Below are 17,574 nucleotides of genomic sequence, written 5' to 3'. Positions count from 1 at the left end.
TTGCTACAGTCGATGAAGTGAAATCCTCCGCTTGGAAGGAGTGGCACGCATGGCAAGCCTCACCGACAGGGTCGCCCTCGTCACCGGAGCCGGCCGGGGTATCGGCCGGGAGGAGGCGCTGTACTTCGCCTCCCAGGGCGCCAAGGTCGTCGTCAACGATCCCGGCGTCGCCGTGGACGGGACCGGGCCGGATCGCGGCATCGCCGAGGCCGTCGCGCGGGAGATCGTCGCCCTGGGCGGGCAGGCGGTCGCCAACACCGACAGCGTGACCGACTGGGCGGGCGCCCAGCGGATGGTGGACACCGCCGTCGAAGCCTTCGGCGACCTGCACATCGTGGTCAACAACGCCGCGATCGAACGCAACCGGGCGATGTACTTCATGACGGAGGAGGACTTCGACCTCGTCCTGGACGTAAAGCTGAAAGGGACCTTCGCCGTGACCCGGGCCGCCGTGCGGTACTGGCGGGCACAGCGGCGGGCGGGCAGCGAAGCCGACCGGGCCGTCGTCAACACCGCCTCCGGCTCGGGCCTGCTCAACCCGCTTCCCGGCCAGTCGAACTACGCCGCCGGCAACGCCGCCGTCGCGGCGATGACCATCGTGCACGCCCTGGAACTGGGCCCCCTGGGCGTGCGCGTGAACTGCATCGTCCCGTCCATGATCCGGACCCGGATGACGCTACCGGTGCCGGGCATGCGGGACATTCCTCCAGCGGGCGAGTTCGACCCGCGCCACCCCGCCACCATCGCCCCCGTGGCCGCCTACCTGGCCGACGGCAGGTGTTCGTACACCGGCCAGGTGGTGTCCGTGCGCGGCGGCTCGGTGATCGTCAACCATGGCTGGCACCGCGGCGCGCAGGCCGACAAGGAAGGCGGGCTGTGGACCGTCGACGAACTGGCCGACAGCCTGGAGCGGCTCCCCCGCGACGACCCCTTCGAGAAACTCGCCGACGCGCTCGGCGGAGCCTTCGGCTCGGCGGGCCGCGCCGAGTTCCAAGCCATGATCGACGCCGGACTCCAGGAGACACCGGAACCCCCTTCGGGAAGCCGGTGACGCCGACCAGGACCGGGCCCGGTGTCCGTCGCGATCAGGGAGTGGACAGCAGCGTGGCGATGGCCTCGCGCACGGTGTCGCCGATCGGGCTCGGGCGCAGTGTGGCCGGGTCGATCTTCACCTGGACGCGCCGGCCTTCGGCGTGCACGACGGTCTGGTCGCCCGACAGGACGCGGAAGCCGTACACCACGCTGGTCGTGCCGAGGTGCTCGACCCAGAAGTGCACCGCGACCTCGCCCACCGTCGTGACGGGGAGGTGGTAGGTGATGGCGAACTCGCGTACCACGAAGAAGATCTCCGCGAACTGCGGCCGGGTCGGGTCGAACGGCCAGCCGTGCCCGGCCCAGTAGGCCGACAGCGCGCGTTCCAGCAGCAGGACGTAGCGGCCGTTGTGCACGACGCCCATCGCGTCGAGGTCCTCGAAGTGGATCGGGACGGGCTGGATGTGCCCGATCCGCAGGACGGTGGTCATGTCAGGCCTCCGGGAGGATGCTGGGGTCGGTCGCGAGCGCACGAAGCCGCTCGAGTACGGCACGGCGCGAGTAGGCGAAGCTGCGGTCGCGGCGGAGCAGGTGGGCGTGCACGACCACGGTCTCCCCGAGCGCCTGGATCTCGAAGGCGAGCTGGCCCGCGTCGGTGCCGGGCCGCAGCTCCCCCTGCTCGACGGCCTGGGCGGCGAGCTTGGCGAGCAGGTCCATCCAGTCGTCGTGGGCTTGGGCGACGGACTCGCGGACGGGACCCGGCCGGTCGTCGAGCTCGGGGCCGACCGCGGCGAAGAAGCAGCCGCCGGGGAGCGTCCCGGCTTGGTAGAAGGCGAGGCGATGCTCGTGCAGTGCCCACAGCCGCCGTAGTCCTCTGGGGACCTTCAGCGCGGGCCGCACGATCTGGTCGACCCACTGCTGCCGGGCGTGCTCGACGATCGCGAGCTGGAGCCGCTGCTTGTCCGGCCAGTGCGCGAACAGCCCGGACTTGCTGACGCCCAAGGTCTGCGCGAGCCGGGCGAGGGAGAGGCCCTCAAGGCCCTCCACCGAGGCCAGCGAGACTGCGGTGTCGAGCACGGCCAGCCGGGTCCGCTCTCCGCGTACAAGTCGTCCGTCGATCACGCGTTCGACCCTACCAAACAATATGACCGACCAGTCGCTAATATTTCTCGGGGGCCCCCGATCTCACCAGCCCGGTTCGTCGCATCCTCGGTGGTCGGCGGGCTCCACCTGGAGGGTGGCGTGGGCGACGCCGTGCCGTTGGCGCAGCAGGTCGCGTGCCTGGTCCAGGACGGCGTGGCCGTCGCCCTGGTCGCGGGTGACGAGGTGGGCGGTGGCGACGTTCATCCCGGAGGTCAGGGTCCACAGGTGCAGATCGTGGACCTCCCGTACACCGTCGAGGGCGGCCAGGTCGGCCGCGACGGTGGCAGCGTCCATCCCGTCGGGGACGTGCTGGCCCAGTACGGCGAAGACCTGGCGTCCCAGCGCGACGGCGCGCACGGCGACGAAGACGCCGATGGCGAGCGCGACGGCGGTGTCCCAGAAGGGCTGGCCGGTGGCGGCGACGAGCCATCCGGCGGCGATGACGCCGACCGAACCGGCGGTGTCGGCCACGACCTCAAGGTAGGCGCCCTTGACGTTGAGGCTCTCGCTGGCGCCCGAGCGCAGCAGCAGCAGGGCGATGAGGTTGACGATCAGGCCGATGGCGCCCACGACCAGCATCGGCCCGGAGGAGACCTCGGCGGGGCCGCCGATCCGGCCGACCGCCTCGACGACCACGTAGAGCGCCACGCCGAGCATCAGCACCACGGCCAGCAGCGAGGCGAACACCTCGGCCCGGTAGGAGCCGTAGCTGCGGCGGCCGGTGGTGTCGGGACGGACGGCGATCTTCGTGGCGACCAGCGCGGCCCCGAGGGTGACCACGTCGGCGGCCATGTGCCCGGCGTCCGACAGCAGCGCCAGCGACCCCGACAGCAGGCCGAAGACGAGCTCCACCACGAAGAAGCCGCCGATCAGGGCGAAGGAGACCGCCAGCCGCCAACGGTGCCGCCCCGCGGCGTGCCCGTGCCCGTGTCCCGCGCCCATCAGAGGCTCCGCTCAACATCTGAATAAGTGTTCATATGAACAGAGTAGCGTGTCAGTCGTCCGGTCCTTGAAGGTCCCACCTGCCGGGGCGGCGGCGCAGGACGAGCAGGTAGTAGCCGGCGGAGACGACGCCGATGCCGGCGGTGGTGTAGAGGCTGGGCCGTCCAACCTCGGGATCGAGGAGGTTCCGGTAGACGACGTACCCGATGGCGGCCAGGGCCAGGATCGGGGCGACGGGGAACAGGGGCATGCGGTAGGCGGCGTGCGCGGTCGAGCCGTTGCGGCGGCCGATGATCGTCGACAGGCAGAGCGCGGCGTAGATGGCGATGATCGTGGTGGCCGTGACCACCAGCAGGAACCGCTCGTCGGCGTAGCAGAACGCGGCGCCAATGGCCCCGGTGGCGAGGGTGGCGATCCACGGGCTGCCGAACCGGGGGTGGATCGCGGCGAGCGCCCGACTGACCGGCGACGGCCAGGTGCCGTCGCGGCCGGTGCTGAAGACCATGCGGGCGGTGACGAGGACAATCGCGAGCACGGCGTTGAGGATGGCCAGCGCGATGGCGAGGCTGATGACGTCGTTCACCGCCGATCCGGCGCGGGCGGTGACGAAGTACTCCATCATGTTGCCGGCGCCGAAGAGCCCGGTGAGCGAGGGCGCTCCGAGGAGGACGGCGGTGACCGGGATCAGCTCGGAGGCGACCGTGATGCCCAGGGCCCACAGGATGGTCCTGGCCATCCCGCGGCGGGCGTCCTGGATCTCCTCGCCGAGGTAGACGGCCGCGCCGTACCCGTTGTAGGAGAAGATGGCGACCGCGGTGGCGGCTCCGATGACGCCGACGGAGGCCGCGACGATGGTGCCGTCCGCGCCGGCGACCACCGGATGGGCGACCAGGTCGGCGAGGGAACGCTGGGGGTTCAGGAATCCCAGCGCGCTCACCACCACCAGGGCGAGCATCTCGATGGCCAGGAAGGTGCCGGTGACCCAGGCGTTGAGCTTGATGTCGAAGACGGCCAGCGCGGTGGCCGCCAGCGTGGTCACGGCCGCGACGGTCTGCGCGGGTAAGCCCGGGAAGAGCACCGACAGGTAGATGCCCACGCCGAGCGCGATCACCGCGATGATGAGCAGCTGGGTGACCATGAACAGGCCCAGGACGACGAAGCCCGGCAGGCGGCCGAGGGTGCGCGCCACGATCGCGTACTCGCCCCCGCTGAGCGGATAGGCCGAGGCGAGCTCGGCGTAGACGAAGGCCATGAAGACCCCCACCACGCCCGCGACCACGAAGGCCAGGAACGCGCCCGTGCCCGCCTGGCCGATGACGCCCGGCGCGATGATGAACACCGACGACGCGGGAGTGATCGCCGACAGTGTGATGAGCAGGGTTCCCAGGACTCTCAGGCCACGGTGCAGGCGAGGGCGGGCGGGCGGGATCTGGTCGGTAGCGGCCACGACGCCTCCTTGGGTTCTTTGATTAAGTATCAAAGAACTGCCTGGCGAAGTCGTCAATACCACACTGGGTCTCGCTTGCGTTCATTGAGCGATGTATAGAGAATCGCTGGCATGGCCCGACCCAGCAGAGCCCATGAGAGGCGCGCCGAGCTCGTCGCCGCGGCCCGCCAGGCGCTGCTCCGGCGCGGCATCGCCGACCTGCGCCTGCGCGACGTGGCCGAGCAGGCCGACATGTCCACGGGTTCGGTGCTCTACTACTTCCCCGCCCTGACCGACCTGCTGCGCGAGGTACAGCGGGAGGCCGTCGAACGGTTCTGCGTCGACCGGGAGGAGGCCGCCCGGAGCGAGCCCGACCCGAGGCGCCGCCTGCTCGGGATGATCCGCGCCGGCCTGCCCACCGGCAGCGACGACGAGCTGTGCGTCCTACTCCTCGAACTCGGCACGTACGCGCGCCGGGATCCCGCCTACTCCGCCCAGCACATTCTGCTGTGCGAACGGCAGGTCGCCCTGTACGCGGCCATCCTCGAAGCGGGCGCGGCGACCGGGGTGTTCACCCTGACCCGTGACGCCGGCGCCATCGCCCGCGGCTTCGTCATGCTCGAAGACGGCCTCGGCCTCCACATCACCCAGGCCGTGCCCACCCTCGACCGCGACCAGGCGGAGCGCCTCCTGGTGGCCTACGCGGCCGACACCACCGGTTGTGACCTGGAAGGACTCGACGAACACTGATGCGAGCACGTGAACTCGGCCTGCCACTGCCCGGCCGTACCGGATCCGCCAACGCCATCACCGACGTCCCGGGCGTGGAGGTCGGCTACACCACCCTGATCGAGGGCGACGACGTCCGCACGGGCGTCACCGCCATCCTGCCGCGCGGACGCGCGGACTTCGACGTGCCATGCGCCGCGGGCTGGTCCTCACTCAACGGCAACGGCGAGATGACGGGTACGGCCTGGCTCACCGAGACCGGCTCGCTCAAGCTCCCGGTGCTCATCACCAACACCCACGCCATCGGCCCCTGCCACCGCGGCGTGATCGACTGGGTCGCCCGGGAGAAGCCGGCGGTGGCCGCGCAGTGGCTGCTCCCCGTGGTCGCCGAGACCTGGGACGGCTACCTCAACGACATCAACGGCCCGCACATCCAGCCGTCCCACGCCATGGCGGCCATCGACGCGGCCCGGCCGGGCCCGGTCGCCGAGGGCTCCGTCGGCGGCGGCACCGGGATGAACTGCTACGGCTTCAAGGCCGGAAGCGGCACCTCCTCACGCTTGGTGGAGTACGGACCGGACACCTACACGGTGGGCGCCTTCGTCCAGGCGAACTTCGGCTCCCGTAAGCAGCTCACGGTCTGCGGCGTCCCCGTCGGCCAGGCGCTCGCTGCCGACGACCCCATGCGGGACACCGACTGGAGGACCCCGCAGGGGGCGGGATCGGTCATCGTCGTCATCGCCACCGACGCGCCGCTGCTGCCGCTCCAGTGCTCGGCGCTCGCCCGGCGGGTCCCGCTCGGCCTGGCCCGCACCGGCACCACCGGATCACACTTCTCCGGCGACATCTTCCTGGCCTTCTCCACCGGCAACCCCGGCGCCCTCGACTCCACCTTCCCCCAGGGCGAGCCCGGCTATGAACACCTACGCTTTATCCCCTGGAACCGCCTGGACGCCTTCTTCGAGGCCGTCGTCCACGCGGTGGAGGAGGCCGTGCTCAACGCCCTCGTCGCCGCCGACACCATGATCGGCCGCAACGGCCACCGCTCCCCCGCCCTCCCCATCCCTGAACTCCTCGAACTGCTCAGCCCCAGACTCACGCCCCCTCAGCAGGAATGATCCGTCAGTCGTTAGCTGACCGGGGCGGGGAGGTACGGCCGGCTGCCCGCGGCGCTGGTGCAGGGCCTGCGCGGGGTGCACCTAGCAGAAGCGCCTCAGCAGTTGCTCGGCCCCGGAGAGTTCGGCGATCACATCGGCCGCCGTCCGCTGCCGCCGTACCATTCCCACCGCCTGACCCGCATAGATGACGGCGACGTCGAAGTCGCCCTCCCGGCGGGCCGTCTCGATCTTCGTACGAGCCTGCTCGTCGGAGGCCAGGTCCTCCTCCCGGCCCGCCCATTCGTCGAAGAACGTGTTGCGCAAGGCGCGCCCGCCGTACTCCGGCGGCCAGGAGAGGCGCTGCGCGATGTCGAACACCCGGCCGTAGGCGGTGTCGGTCTCCCCTGCCGCCAGCAGCCGTTCCATGGCCTGCGGCGGGGTCTCCGTTTCGGCGCAGCCCATGAAGGCCGTCCCCACCCAGGCGCCCGCCGCGCCCGCCGCCAGCACCGCGGCCAGCCCGCGAGCGGTCGCGATGCCGCCCGCGGCGAGCACAGGGGTCCGCACCGCGTCCAGGACGCTCTGCAGCAGGGGCAGCGTCGCCACGTCGTCGCGCCCGTGGCCGCCCGCCTCCGCCCCGCGCGCCACCACCACGTCCACTCCGGCCTGCTCGGCGGCGCGCGCCTCGTCAGTCGTGCCGACCTGAGTGGCCACCGTGATGCCCGCCGCGCGCAACCGCTCCACATGCTCCAGGTACGGTCCGAAACTCACCGACACCAGGCTCGGCCGCGCCTCGATCACCGCCTCGATCTGCGCGGGCTTCCCGGCCAGCACCCAGGCCATCAGCCCCACGCCGTACGGCCGGCCGCCCGCACCCGCGATCTCGGCCTGCTCGGTGACCCACTCGCCCGAGGCGGCGGCCCCCACACCGACCATCCCGAGCCCGCCCGCCGCGGACACCGCCGCGGCCAGCCGCCCGGCCCCCACCCCCGCCATCGGCGCGCCCACCACAGGCACATCCAGTCCGAACCTGTCCGTCAACCAGGTACGCATCATCGCCTCCTCCAGATCTCTGAGAGTAGTTTTTCACCCCGAATCCGTGACTCTCCGTCAGGCATGCCTCACCCCGGCCTGTTCGATCGGCACTCTTCGTAGTACGTCCAGGAGGACAGGCCGCCTACGAAGAATCGCGGAAAGAAACGTTCCGCAATGGTTCGTAGGGTGACCGCTATGGTCCTCACCCTTCGTCGCCTCAACAGAACGCTGCTCCAGCGGCAGCACCTCCTGGAACGCAGCACCACACTCTCGGCGCTCCAGATGGTCGGCCATCTCCTCGCGATGCAGTCCCAGGAACCGAACTGGCCCTACATCGGCCTCTGGACCAGGCTGGCGAACTTCACGCACGCGGACCTGACCGCGCTGCTCGACGACCGCATGGTGGTGCGCTCCACCATGATCCGCACCACCCAGCACCTGGCCACCGCCGAACTCTTCGCCACCCTCAGACCCGTCGTCCAACCGGCCCTCGACCGCACGGCACGCGCGCGGTACTTCACCGACCAGACCACCGACCTGAACCTCGCCGAACTACTACAGGCCGGCAGGGAACTACTGACGGGAAGAACACTGACCCGCCGGCAGTACGGCACGCTCCTGGCCGAACGCTTCCCCGGCCGCAAAGCATCCATCCTCGCCGCAGCCGTGGAGCTCAGGACCCCCATCGTCCACCCGAACCCGGGCGGCACCTGGGGAGGGTGGGGCACCAGGCCCGGCATGCCGGTGGCGCTCGCCGAGGACTGGCTCGGCCGACCGCTCGACGGAACACCGCGCACGGACGAGGTGATCACCCGCTACCTCGCCGCCTTCGGCCCCGCCACCGTCAAGGACATCCAGTCCTGGTCCGGGCTCACCCGGCTGTGCGAGACGGTCGAGCGACTGGACCTGCGAATCCTCCACGACGAGCAGGGCAAACAGTTCGTCGACCTACCCGGCGCCCCACTGGCCGACCCTGACCTCCCCGCACCCGTACGATTCCTGCCCGCCTTCGACAACCTGCTCCTCGGTCACGCGGACAGAACCAGGATCATCTCCGACGCCGCCAGGAAGGTCGTGATGCCGGGCGGCGCCATGGTCCTGCCCACCTTCCTCATCGACGGCTTCGTCCACGGAACCTGGTCGGCAAAGGGAAAGAACCTGCGACTCACCCCTCTCAAGCCCCTGCCGGACAAGGCCGCGAGTGCACTCCTGGAGGAGGCCGAACGGCTCCGCCCCTTCATCGGCGCCGAGACACTCACCCTCGACAGGGAGCCTGCACCCTCTTCCTGAAACGGGCGGTTCACCCGCACACTCCGGGCAGGTCACACACCTTCTTCGCCATCTTCTTCGCCTGGCCGACGATCTTCTTTCCCGCCGCCGCGCCATTGCCGACGTCGGTGTAGAAGAACAAGGCGGTACCCCGGCGGGCGACGACCCCCAGCTCGCCGGGATCACGCTCCTTATAGAAGTAGCCTGCGACAGACAGAGCCTCGTCTCCGACTCGCAACGGCTTGCCGACATAGCCGTACCTGGTGGTGCGCTTCGTCGATGCCTGCTTAGGGCACCTGGTCAGATCCGCCCGAAGCTGACGAAAAGCGGCCTGGGCGGCCTTGGTGCTCCTGTACAGCACGAGCTGTTCGCTGCTACCGGACGGAGCACTGCTCGAGTACAGGATGGTGCGCATCACGACCCGGCCGTCGCGGGGTTTCCCCTTCCTGGGACAGGGATTGAGTTCAAGCTGCCGGGCCAGACTGTTGCTGATCTTCCACCACTCCTCGTCCTCCACAACCGGCCCCGCAACCGCCGCAGCCTCGGTCAGCAGGAACCCCTTGGGAATCTCGGCGACGCCCGCGTGAGCCACACCGGTTCCACCCACCACCGATCCGATCACCAACGCCGTCGCCATCACTTGTTTGATCACATCTGTTGAGATACGAGATCTTCTCGCTAAGTTCGCCCCGGTTCCCTGGTCGCAGGAGGGAGAGGATCGTTCGACGAGCCGCCAGTGCCCTACCCTGCGTGAGGCTCCTGCTCAGGCGGTGGGGGTGTCTTTTTGGATGGTGAGTTGGTAGGCGCCCGATATCAGGCGGTGGGGGTGTCGCGGTAGATGGTGAGCCGGTAAGCGCCCGGTATCAGGCGGTGGGGGTGTCGCAGTGGATGGTGAGCTGGTAGGCGCCCGGCGTCGGGCGGCCTCAGCACCTCGTGGGGTGCGGTCACCTCAGCACCTCGTGGGGTAGGGCGATCGCCTCACGCCCCGAGAGAGTACGGACCGTCCGTGCGGCGAGCAGGGCGTCGATCACCGCCTCCTCGACCGACTCCATGACGGCCGCGAAGACGCCGTCGAGCTCGCCCGGATCCAGCGTCCTGGGCGTCTCGGAGGCCTCGGACGAGAACGCCAGACCGTAGTCACCGCTCCCGTGGCTGAACGCCGCACCCACCTGGCCGAGCCCGAAGACACCCCTGGCCGCGATCCGCGACAGCTGCAGGGCGCTGCAGGCGACGTCGACGGCGATCACTACGACGCAGGAGCCGCGTTCAGCGACATACCCGGGCCGACGGAAGCCCAGGCTCTCGGGAGTGATCGTGCTGCCCAGGAGCCGCAGGTCCCCGCTCATGTTGGCCTGCACCAGTACGCCAACGGTCGCCTGCCGATCGCGAAGCGCCACCTTTCGCGAAGCCGTACCGATGCCTGCTTTGAAGCCGAGCGCGATGGCTCCCGTGCCGCCGCCGACGTTGCCCATCGCCACGGCGCCGCCTTGCGCTCCGTCCAGCGCCGCATAGACATGCTCGGTGGTGACGGGCCGCTCCACGGACGACAGCCAGGAGTCATTGACCTCACCGACGACGGGATTCACCGAGCGAACGGGCTCACTCGCGCGGTCGATGATCCAGCTCAGCAGGCTGTCGGCCACGCGGAAGGTGGAAAGCGTCGAGGTCAGCAGGATGGGGGTCTCCAACTCGCCAAGCTCCATGACCTGCGTGGCACCCACGAACTTCCCATAGCCATTCCCGACATTGAACCCAGCCGGAACGGTTCGGGCCTCGGAGAGCGCGGTCGGCACGATGGCCGTCACCCCGGAGTAGACGCCCTTCTCCTGGTCCAGAAGGGTGGTCTGACCGACGAGTACTCCCGCTACATCCGTGATGGCGTTGTGAGTGCCCGGCTCCAGACGTCCAACAAGGTGCCCGAAGTCTCGCAGACGATGGGCAATCGGTTGCTGCTCCGCGAAGTCAACCAAGATAGGACCCCTCTCTCATGGTGCGGTCCTTTGGATTCTGAGCCTTCGCCGGGAGGGGCCTCTTGTCGTGACGACCGAAAGAAGAGGCCCCGCTTGGGACGGCAATCCAGGACCTGCCCACTGTTGCGTTCCTCGCCCGACACGAACAGGAAGCGCTCACATCGAGAAGTACGGCACCGCCGAGTACGGCAGGCCGTTCCGGAACGAACGCGGCGGCATCCTCGGACGCCCCTACCCACTCGCGCGCTTGGGAGCAAGCACGACAGCTCGCCTTCGATCACCGAGGCCGAGGTCGCGCGCCGCCTGGCCGTAGACGTCGCCGAGAAAGCCGCCCGTACGGCCAGCGCCGCGCGCGGCGAAGCCGCCCCGGAAGCGGTAGCCGAGGCGCAAAGCGCCGCCCTGACCGTCGAGGGCATCAAAGTGCCCGTTCTGCCTCGGCTCGTGGCCGACGACATCACACCCGAAACAGCCGCCAGCCTGCTTTCCGAGCAGGGTGGCCGGCTGGCCATCCTCAGCGCCGAAGGCGGCATCTTCGCCACCCTCGCCGGACGCTACTCCGGCACACCGAACCTCGACCTGTTCCTCAAAGGGCACGCCGGTGACGCCCTGATCATCGACCGGCGAGGCCGAACCGAACGCGTAGACGACGCCGCGCTCACCCTCGGCCTGGCCGTACAACCCGAGATCATCGCCGACATCGCCACCATGCCCGGCTTCCGCGGCAAAGGGCTACTCGGCCGCATCCTGTACAGCCTGCCCACGAGCAACATCGGATACCGGCGCATCGACCCACCCCCGGTACCCGAACATGTCGCCGCGCGCTACGACGCCAACCTGCAACAGCTCACGATCGGCATGCACGACTGGGACGACCCCGCACGACTGCTGCTGTCGCCCGACGCCACCGAGGTCTTCACCGAACACCGCCGCACGACCGAAACCCGGCTACGCCCCCACTCCGGAGACCTCGGCCACATCACCGACTGGGCAGGCAAGTTCGACGGCGCAGTCATGCGCATCGCCGGACTCCTCCACCTGGCCACCCACGTCGAAGACGGCTGGCGACGCCCCATCAGCGCCCAGACCGTCCACGCCGCCATCACCCTCGGCCAGTACTTCACCGCCCACGCCCTGGCCACCTTCGACGCCATGGGCGCAGACCCCGACGTCGAAGCCGCCCGCACTGTCCACGCCTGGCTACACCGCACCCACACCACCCGCTTCACCGTCCGCGAAGCCTTCACCGCCCTACCCCGCAGCCGCTTCCGCAAGGTCACCGAACTGGAACCAGCCCTGGACCTGCTCGAACAACTCGGCTGGATCCGCCGAGAGCCCGACCCACCACGTACCGGGCCCGGTCGCCGCCCCTCCCCCGCCTACGCCGTCCATCCCAACCTCCACCAGCCAGGGTCTTGAAGGGACGACGAAGTGAAGCCATCTGCCATTGACATCCGCCGTGCCAGCAACCGCACCGGTACCTGGATGAGCGTCCCCGAGCTGCTCGACGAACTGGACATCAGGCGGCGCACATGGCAGCGCTGGCGCGCACTTGGGCGCACACCACCTTGCCACCGCCTGCCTAACGGCGAACTCCGGATCAAGCGCCGCGATTTCGAAACCTGGCTCGACTCCCTGGCCGAGAAGCGAAAGGCAAGCTGACCATGAAGAGCTACCGCGTTCGCATCTGGAAGATCTCCACCAAGAAGGCGGGGCACCGCCCGTACATGGTTCGCTGGGTCGTCGAAGAGAAGGTCTTCTCCGAGCACTTCGCCACCTGGGAACTCGCTGACAGCTACCGCTCGGAGCTGAAGAAGGCCGCCCAGAACGGCGAAGCGTTCGACACGGAGACCGGCCTGCCGGACTCCAAGACCCGCACCCGGAACACCATCACTTGGTACGCCCACGCCTGCGACTACGTAGCCGCCCGCTGGCCCAACGTGTCAGGTAGGCAACGCATCTCCATCGCCGAGACGCTCGTAACAGTGACCCCCGCCCTTGTCCGTGACCTCCGCGGCGCACCCAATCCCCACGTCCTGCGCACGGCCCTCTACCAGTGGGCTTTCAACCAGCAGCACCGCGAGGCCGACCAGCCCGCCGAGATCGCGCAGGCTCTCGAATGGATCGCCAAGGCATCCATTCCGGTTGCCGAACTCATCGAGTACGACCACATCACGGCTGCTCTGGAAGCCTGCGCCCGCAAGCTCGACGGAACCGCCGCCGCCCCTGGCTACTACAGCCGCCGACGACGAGTGCTGTTCAACGTCCTTCGCTACGCCGTCGCAAAGAAGCGCCTCACCAAGAACCCACTCACTGAAGAACTGGACTGGAAGGCACCCGAGTCGGAGGTGTGCGAAGAGATAGACCCCGCCGTCGTTGCCTCACCGGCTCAGGTCCGCGAATTGCTGACAGCCGTCAGCTACGCGGGATGGCGGCGAGGTGACCGCCTGGTGGCGTTCTTCGCCTGCATGTACTACGCCATGATGCGCCCCAGCGAAGTCGCGGCCCTGCGTCAGGACGACTGCACACTGCCCAAGAACGGATGGGGACGGCTCCTCCTCAGCGGTTCCGCCCCCACCGTGGGCACCAAGTGGACCGACAACGGCCAAGCCCACGAACAGCGCGGTCTCAAAGGGCGCCCACGCAAGGCCAAGCGGTCTATCCCCATCCCTCCGCAACTCGTCGCCATCCTCCGCGATCACATTCAGCGCTTCGGCGTGGCCCAAGACGGTCGCCTGTTCCGCACCGAGCGCGGCGGCACCCTGTACAAGTCCGGCTACGTCCGCACCTGGAAAACGGCCCGCACTCTCGCCCTCACACCCGCGCAATCGGCTTCCCAACTCGCCAAGCGCCCGTACGACCTACGCCACGCCGGCGTCTCCCTGCGCCTCAACGCGGGAGTTCCCGCCACCCAGGTCGCCCAATGGGCAGGACACAGCGTGGAAGTCCTGTTGAAGATCTACGCCAAGTGCATCGACGGCCAAGACCACCTCTGGCACAACATGCTCGACGACGCACTCGGGGATGACGACGGCGACTAGCCGCAACCAGACGCGTGAATCACAGGGCCAGCCGCACGGCTGGCCCTGTCTCGTTGATCGGTACGCGGCTGGTACGTGATCATGGGCATTCGCTTGCCGTCACTGGCATCCGGTGGCACACCCCAGAAACACGAATGACCTGCGTTTCCGCAGGTCATAGCGCGTTCTTCGATGTAGATCGCGAGTGCCCCCTGCAGGATTCGAACCTGCGCACCCGGCTCCGGAGAGGGCTATAGATTCTCTCCCTCCAAGGGCCATGACCAGGGGATACGCCTTATGACCTACACCCACGCCGACTCTTGGTCCACAGTCGGTCCATGTTCACGACCTGAGACTTGCGCCTGGTCCGATGCGATGACTACGGTCAGCGATCAGCAGAAGGCATGCTTGTCGTCCTGAGCCGACGGTTTTACAGTTCCTCCGCGAGAATGCTCTGACCTGCACCTTTAAAGATCCCCCCGCCTCTGTGGGAACACATCGGGAATCGGTGGGACCGTAGCGGCTTTTTGGCAAGATTGGGACCGGCCCCATGCCATCCATCGGGGTACATCCCAGGGCCCCGGCGTTCCTGTCAATCTACCGCTGCGGCGACGCCCCGCACATCGTCCTCAGGTCGCCGCGGGATCCTCCCGAGGTCGCGACGGCGTCTACGGCATTGCAGTCACCTCCGCGCGGATGCAGGGTGCGCGACCTCGCCCGACGTGCGCCAGATCGCCTGCCCTGTCAGTCATGGACCTTGAAGTCCCCGTGGCTCGTCTTGAGAATCGGCGCCGTGCCCTGGCAATCGTTGATCGGCGCGTTCATGAACCCCCACATCCAGTAGAGCCTGTCGGAACGGCCGTTGTCGTGCACGGTGAACGAGACCTTCTGGCCGGCGATGTCCGCGTTCTTCTCATCCGTAAGGTTCGCGTAACCACGGGTGATAACGCCGGTGGCGACGGCGACCTCACCGCCCACCAGCAGACAGGTGATCTTCCCCTCGAACTCGGCGACGACGCCACCGGTCCGGCCCTTCCCGTGGAACACCTTGAAAGTCCCCTTCGTGGTGCCGGGTCCGCCACGGGCCTCGATCTGGAACTTCACCGGGTCCCCGGCCCAAGATCCGAACGTCTTGGTCAGTTCGCCGCCCGCGGATCCGGACAGCCGGGGCCCAGGGTCGGAAGGCGCGGTTCCGGCGAAGGACGCCGTCGCCGTTCCGGTGATCAACGCAAGCGTGGCAGCCAGTCCGGCAATTCCACGTCGTCCCCACAGCTTTTTCGTATCGGTCACGTCGCGCTCCCTCGGTAGATTGCGTTCTACGGTTCCGCCAATCTGCCACCGCGAGGGTGCCCTGGACGTCGTCGTCAGGTCTCGACGAGATCCTCCGGAGGTCGCGATCGGGGTCATCCCCCAAGAGGACCGCGTTCGTGGTGAGCGGGAGTCGCCGCTCCGGTGGCCATGATCGACCGGCAAGCGACCGACCGCACGTCTCGGCGTCGCCGGAGACGACCGGGCCGGCGCCGCAGCCAACCCTTCCAGCAGGTTGCCTGAATAGAAGGGGGCCGGGGCTGGCAATACTCCGCTGCGTCTGACGGGCCGACGCCTCGTCCGAGCTGTGAAGGACGCCGTGCCCCTGCGAGCCTCTTCCATCGGGCAAGGCTTGCCTGACCGGCCGATATAAAGGATCTGGAATTGCACGTCGAAGAGCTCAAGCCCTTGGGCGCCGAGCTGTCGGCATGCCTGGCCGAGGTGCCTCAGCCCGGCCGCCCGAGCGTCCTCGCCGGGCTCGGCGTCGAACTCCACGCGCACGAGGTGGTCCTGCGCACGTGCCGTGCTCGCTTCGGGGCTGGCTACGGGGCCGGTCACGAGGCAGACGAGGGCTTGTTCCCCGGCGCCCGGCAAGCTTTCCGGCTGCGTTGGGGTGTCGTTAAGAGTCGCCGAGGACCTGGCCGGCCGGGCCACCCAGCTGCGCCAGGCGATTCCGCCGCAGCCGCTGGGCGCGCGCAGATGCGCGGAGATGCTCAGCGAGGCCACCGGCCTGGACGTCGGCGAGCCCGACATCATTGCCCTGGCCGAGCGCGGCCTGACATCCGTGGTCGACCACTACAAGGACTGGCCGCTGCGGGATCGAAGCGATCGCGGCCGTGACACATATCAGGAACCTGTGTCGGCGCTTTGCTGTCGCGGCGTGGATACGCCAGGGACGCCGGAGACGAGGTACCACGCCGTCGTGGCCCACAGGACGGTGGCGGAGCCCAGACCGGCCACGGTTTGGACCCCGGACTCCGAGGCCCCGGAGAGCGCCATGGCGCAGCCGGCCACGCCGACGACGATGAGCAGGCTGCCGGTCCAGCGGTACTCGAGGCGGCCGAACGGTCGCGCCAGCGGGAAGAAATGCGCGCCGACCACGATCGCGATGAGTGCCGGTATCCAGCTGTACCCGCCGGTGATGTTCCCGACCGCGATGACGACCGCGATCCCCACTCCCTGGCCGACGTTACTCCACTTGAAGGTGCGCGCGCTGCGTTCGTACGCCTCGCGCCCGCCGGTTCCGTCGAGGCGGCGGGCAGCGAGGACGAGCAGGGTCGCGGCGAGGACGGCTCCGGCGACGAGGGCGGCGGTACGGGCGGAGCCGTACAGGACGACGGAGCCGACGAGCCACCAGACGGTGCCGAAGAACGTCAGAATCATTCCGGAACCGCGGGTGCCGTACTGAGGGTTCGGGCGAAGAAGAGCACACATGACGTCCATCCAAGCCGACCGGGCGAGGGTGCGCAGCACGCCGGTGGCGGCGGTGTGAATGTCGTCCGCCTCGGATTCGGGCAGGTCGGCGCAGCGGCGGATGAGCGTGGCCAGGGATTCGCGTACTAAGGAGAAACTGGGCTACTGGACCGTAGCTCGGTGACTGGCCGCGTGATGTAGAGCAGGTCTCGATCCTGGAAGAAGCTGCGGACAATTGCGGGCGTTGCCTGAAGCCGCTCGACCTCCCCCTCCAGCGCGTCGATCTTCTTGTCCCGCGGGTCGGCCTTCGGCCGGCCGACCGGCCGGGCCAGCGCCTGCTCGGCGCCATGATCCCGCGCGGTTCGCCAACTGGAGATCAGCGAGGAGTACAAGCCCTCGCGGCGCATCAACGCGCCCTTGCCGGCCTTGTCCAGCCGGTCGTACTCCTCCAGGATCCGGGCCTTGTAAGCGGCGGTGTAGCGGCGTGCCGTGGCTCGCTCGCGCACCTGGGGGTCAGGGATCGGTGGATCCTGTTCACTTGCTCCCACGAAGGGATGTCTCCTTCCCCGCCCTCAGCACAGAGTTTCATGCCTGTTTGTTACCTCTATCTATTTTGACAGGGAGGGCCTCGCCCTCGCGCATGCCCTGGACCACATAGACCGTGGGCGAAGGAGAAGCCCAGGCGGAGAAGCCGAGGGACGGCGTGATCGCTCCTGGCGACGTACTCGGCTTGCTGTGGTCAGTGGGGACGGCTTTGAACGCACAAACCGCCATGCGACGTCTGGGCAGGCTGAGCGAAACAGACCCGACCCAGATGTGTGAAGGGTGCAGAGCACGGCGCCGCTCTCTCCTGTATATCGCCGCCGAGTGAGAGATGTTCGGTTCCTTCGGCGTCGCATTCATGGTCTTTGCCGAGGCGAGCAGCTGGTGGCTAGCACCCGCGGTCCCCTGGCTGCGCCGCCTGGCCGGCAGCGACCCGCAGCCTCGCTGCGTCGGCCCACGCTGCGCTGCTCAAGCGCCAACGAGAACGGGCGAGACTCCGTGGGACTGGAGTCTCGCCCGTTCTGACGTCCTCTTGCAGGTCAGCGACCTATTCATACTGGTCTGGTTACGTGCCCCCTGCAGGATTCGAACCTGCGCACCCGGCTCCGGAGAGGGTTACGGCTTCCTCTACAACAGGGCTCTGACCTGCAACT

Annotated in this window: 17 protein-coding genes; 7 read left to right on the top strand and 10 right to left on the bottom strand. The window is 68.5% G+C overall.

Going from position 1 to position 17,574, the window contains the following annotated elements; all coding sequences use genetic code 11:
• The first annotated feature begins 49 nt into the window (after positions 1 to 49).
• Positions 50 to 1,051 (top strand): SDR family NAD(P)-dependent oxidoreductase, encoded by a 1,002-nt coding sequence (locus ABZ911_RS02740; RefSeq protein WP_358050958.1) that lies wholly within the window; start codon positions 50 to 52, stop codon positions 1,049 to 1,051.
• 34 nt (positions 1,052 to 1,085) lie between these two features.
• Here the strand turns inward: ABZ911_RS02740 and ABZ911_RS02735 are convergent, their stop codons facing one another.
• The 4 genes from ABZ911_RS02735 to ABZ911_RS02720 all read right to left on the bottom strand — a co-directional run bounded on the left by ABZ911_RS02735 (position 1,086) and on the right by ABZ911_RS02720 (position 4,564).
• The gene (locus ABZ911_RS02735) at positions 1,086 to 1,523 is read right to left on the bottom strand and encodes a thioesterase family protein (RefSeq protein WP_358050955.1); all 438 of its coding nucleotides are present in this window, start codon (positions 1,521 to 1,523) and stop codon (positions 1,086 to 1,088) included.
• Between the two features lies 1 nt (position 1,524).
• The gene (locus ABZ911_RS02730; RefSeq protein ID WP_358050952.1) at positions 1,525 to 2,154 is read right to left on the bottom strand and encodes a TetR/AcrR family transcriptional regulator; all 630 of its coding nucleotides are present in this window, start codon (positions 2,152 to 2,154) and stop codon (positions 1,525 to 1,527) included.
• Positions 2,155 to 2,217: 63 nt separating this feature from the next.
• The gene (locus ABZ911_RS02725) at positions 2,218 to 3,117 is read right to left on the bottom strand and encodes a cation diffusion facilitator family transporter (RefSeq protein ID WP_358050949.1); all 900 of its coding nucleotides are present in this window, start codon (positions 3,115 to 3,117) and stop codon (positions 2,218 to 2,220) included.
• 52 nt (positions 3,118 to 3,169) lie between these two features.
• Positions 3,170 to 4,564: an APC family permease gene (locus ABZ911_RS02720; RefSeq protein WP_358050946.1), complete on the bottom strand. Its 1,395-nt coding sequence runs from the start codon at positions 4,562 to 4,564 to the stop codon at positions 3,170 to 3,172.
• Positions 4,565 to 4,675: 111 nt separating this feature from the next.
• Here ABZ911_RS02720 and ABZ911_RS02715 point away from each other — a divergent pair, with 111 nt between their 5' ends.
• Complete coding sequence (locus ABZ911_RS02715; protein WP_358050943.1) at positions 4,676 to 5,293, top strand: TetR family transcriptional regulator C-terminal domain-containing protein; 618 nt, start codon at positions 4,676 to 4,678, stop codon at positions 5,291 to 5,293.
• Positions 5,293 to 6,390, top strand: a complete 1,098-nt coding sequence (locus tag ABZ911_RS02710; protein WP_358050940.1) for a P1 family peptidase — start codon at positions 5,293 to 5,295, stop codon at positions 6,388 to 6,390. The genes ABZ911_RS02715 and ABZ911_RS02710 overlap by 1 nt, the downstream gene beginning before the upstream one ends.
• 81 nt (positions 6,391 to 6,471) lie before the next feature.
• Here the strand turns inward: ABZ911_RS02710 and ABZ911_RS02705 are convergent, their stop codons facing one another.
• Positions 6,472 to 7,419 (bottom strand): nitronate monooxygenase, encoded by a 948-nt coding sequence (locus ABZ911_RS02705; RefSeq protein ID WP_358050937.1) that lies wholly within the window; start codon positions 7,417 to 7,419, stop codon positions 6,472 to 6,474.
• Positions 7,420 to 7,596: 177 nt separating this feature from the next.
• Between ABZ911_RS02705 and ABZ911_RS02700 the strand changes: the two genes are divergently transcribed.
• Positions 7,597 to 8,691, top strand: coding sequence for a winged helix DNA-binding domain-containing protein (locus ABZ911_RS02700; protein WP_358050934.1), 1,095 nt, complete (start codon positions 7,597 to 7,599; stop codon positions 8,689 to 8,691).
• Positions 8,692 to 8,701: 10 nt separating this feature from the next.
• Here the strand turns inward: ABZ911_RS02700 and ABZ911_RS02695 are convergent, their stop codons facing one another.
• Both ABZ911_RS02695 and ABZ911_RS02690 read right to left on the bottom strand, forming a co-directional pair.
• Entirely contained in the window at positions 8,702 to 9,322 is a 621-nt protein-coding gene (locus ABZ911_RS02695; RefSeq protein WP_358050931.1) for a hypothetical protein, read from the bottom strand.
• Between the two features lie 292 nt (positions 9,323 to 9,614).
• Complete coding sequence (locus tag ABZ911_RS02690; RefSeq protein WP_358050928.1) at positions 9,615 to 10,640, bottom strand: P1 family peptidase; 1,026 nt, start codon at positions 10,638 to 10,640, stop codon at positions 9,615 to 9,617.
• On the opposite strand from ABZ911_RS02690, the gene ABZ911_RS02685 reads away from it, so the two are divergent.
• From ABZ911_RS02685 to ABZ911_RS02675, 3 genes are read left to right on the top strand one after another with little or no spacing between them, the layout of a single operon-like run.
• Positions 10,605 to 12,056 (top strand): YfjI family protein, encoded by a 1,452-nt coding sequence (locus ABZ911_RS02685; protein WP_358050925.1) that lies wholly within the window; start codon positions 10,605 to 10,607, stop codon positions 12,054 to 12,056. The two genes, ABZ911_RS02690 and ABZ911_RS02685, sit on opposite strands and share 36 nt — an antisense overlap.
• Positions 12,057 to 12,068: 12 nt before the next feature.
• Positions 12,069 to 12,299, top strand: a complete 231-nt coding sequence (locus tag ABZ911_RS02680; protein WP_358050922.1) for a helix-turn-helix domain-containing protein — start codon at positions 12,069 to 12,071, stop codon at positions 12,297 to 12,299.
• A 2-nt stretch (positions 12,300 to 12,301) separates the two neighbouring features.
• Entirely contained in the window at positions 12,302 to 13,678 is a 1,377-nt protein-coding gene (locus ABZ911_RS02675) for a tyrosine-type recombinase/integrase (protein WP_358050919.1), read from the top strand.
• Between the two features lie 723 nt (positions 13,679 to 14,401).
• Here ABZ911_RS02675 and ABZ911_RS02670 read toward each other — a convergent pair.
• The 3 genes from ABZ911_RS02670 to ABZ911_RS02660 all read right to left on the bottom strand — a co-directional run bounded on the left by ABZ911_RS02670 (position 14,402) and on the right by ABZ911_RS02660 (position 16,926).
• Positions 14,402 to 14,947 carry a hypothetical protein gene (locus ABZ911_RS02670; protein WP_358050916.1) on the bottom strand — a complete coding sequence of 182 codons (546 nt, stop codon included), beginning with the start codon at positions 14,945 to 14,947 and terminating at the stop codon, positions 14,402 to 14,404.
• 864 nt (positions 14,948 to 15,811) lie between these two features.
• Positions 15,812 to 16,348, bottom strand: a complete 537-nt coding sequence (locus ABZ911_RS02665) for a hypothetical protein (protein WP_358050913.1) — start codon at positions 16,346 to 16,348, stop codon at positions 15,812 to 15,814.
• Positions 16,349 to 16,524: 176 nt separating this feature from the next.
• Positions 16,525 to 16,926 carry a hypothetical protein gene (locus tag ABZ911_RS02660; protein WP_358050910.1) on the bottom strand — a complete coding sequence of 134 codons (402 nt, stop codon included), beginning with the start codon at positions 16,924 to 16,926 and terminating at the stop codon, positions 16,525 to 16,527.
• Positions 16,927 to 17,574: the final 648 nt, after the last annotated feature.

Source organism: Nonomuraea sp. NPDC046570, assembly GCF_040645915.1.
Classification (GTDB): Bacteria; Actinomycetota; Actinomycetes; order Streptosporangiales; family Streptosporangiaceae; genus Nonomuraea.
This window is presented reverse-complemented; position numbering and strand designations above follow the sequence as displayed.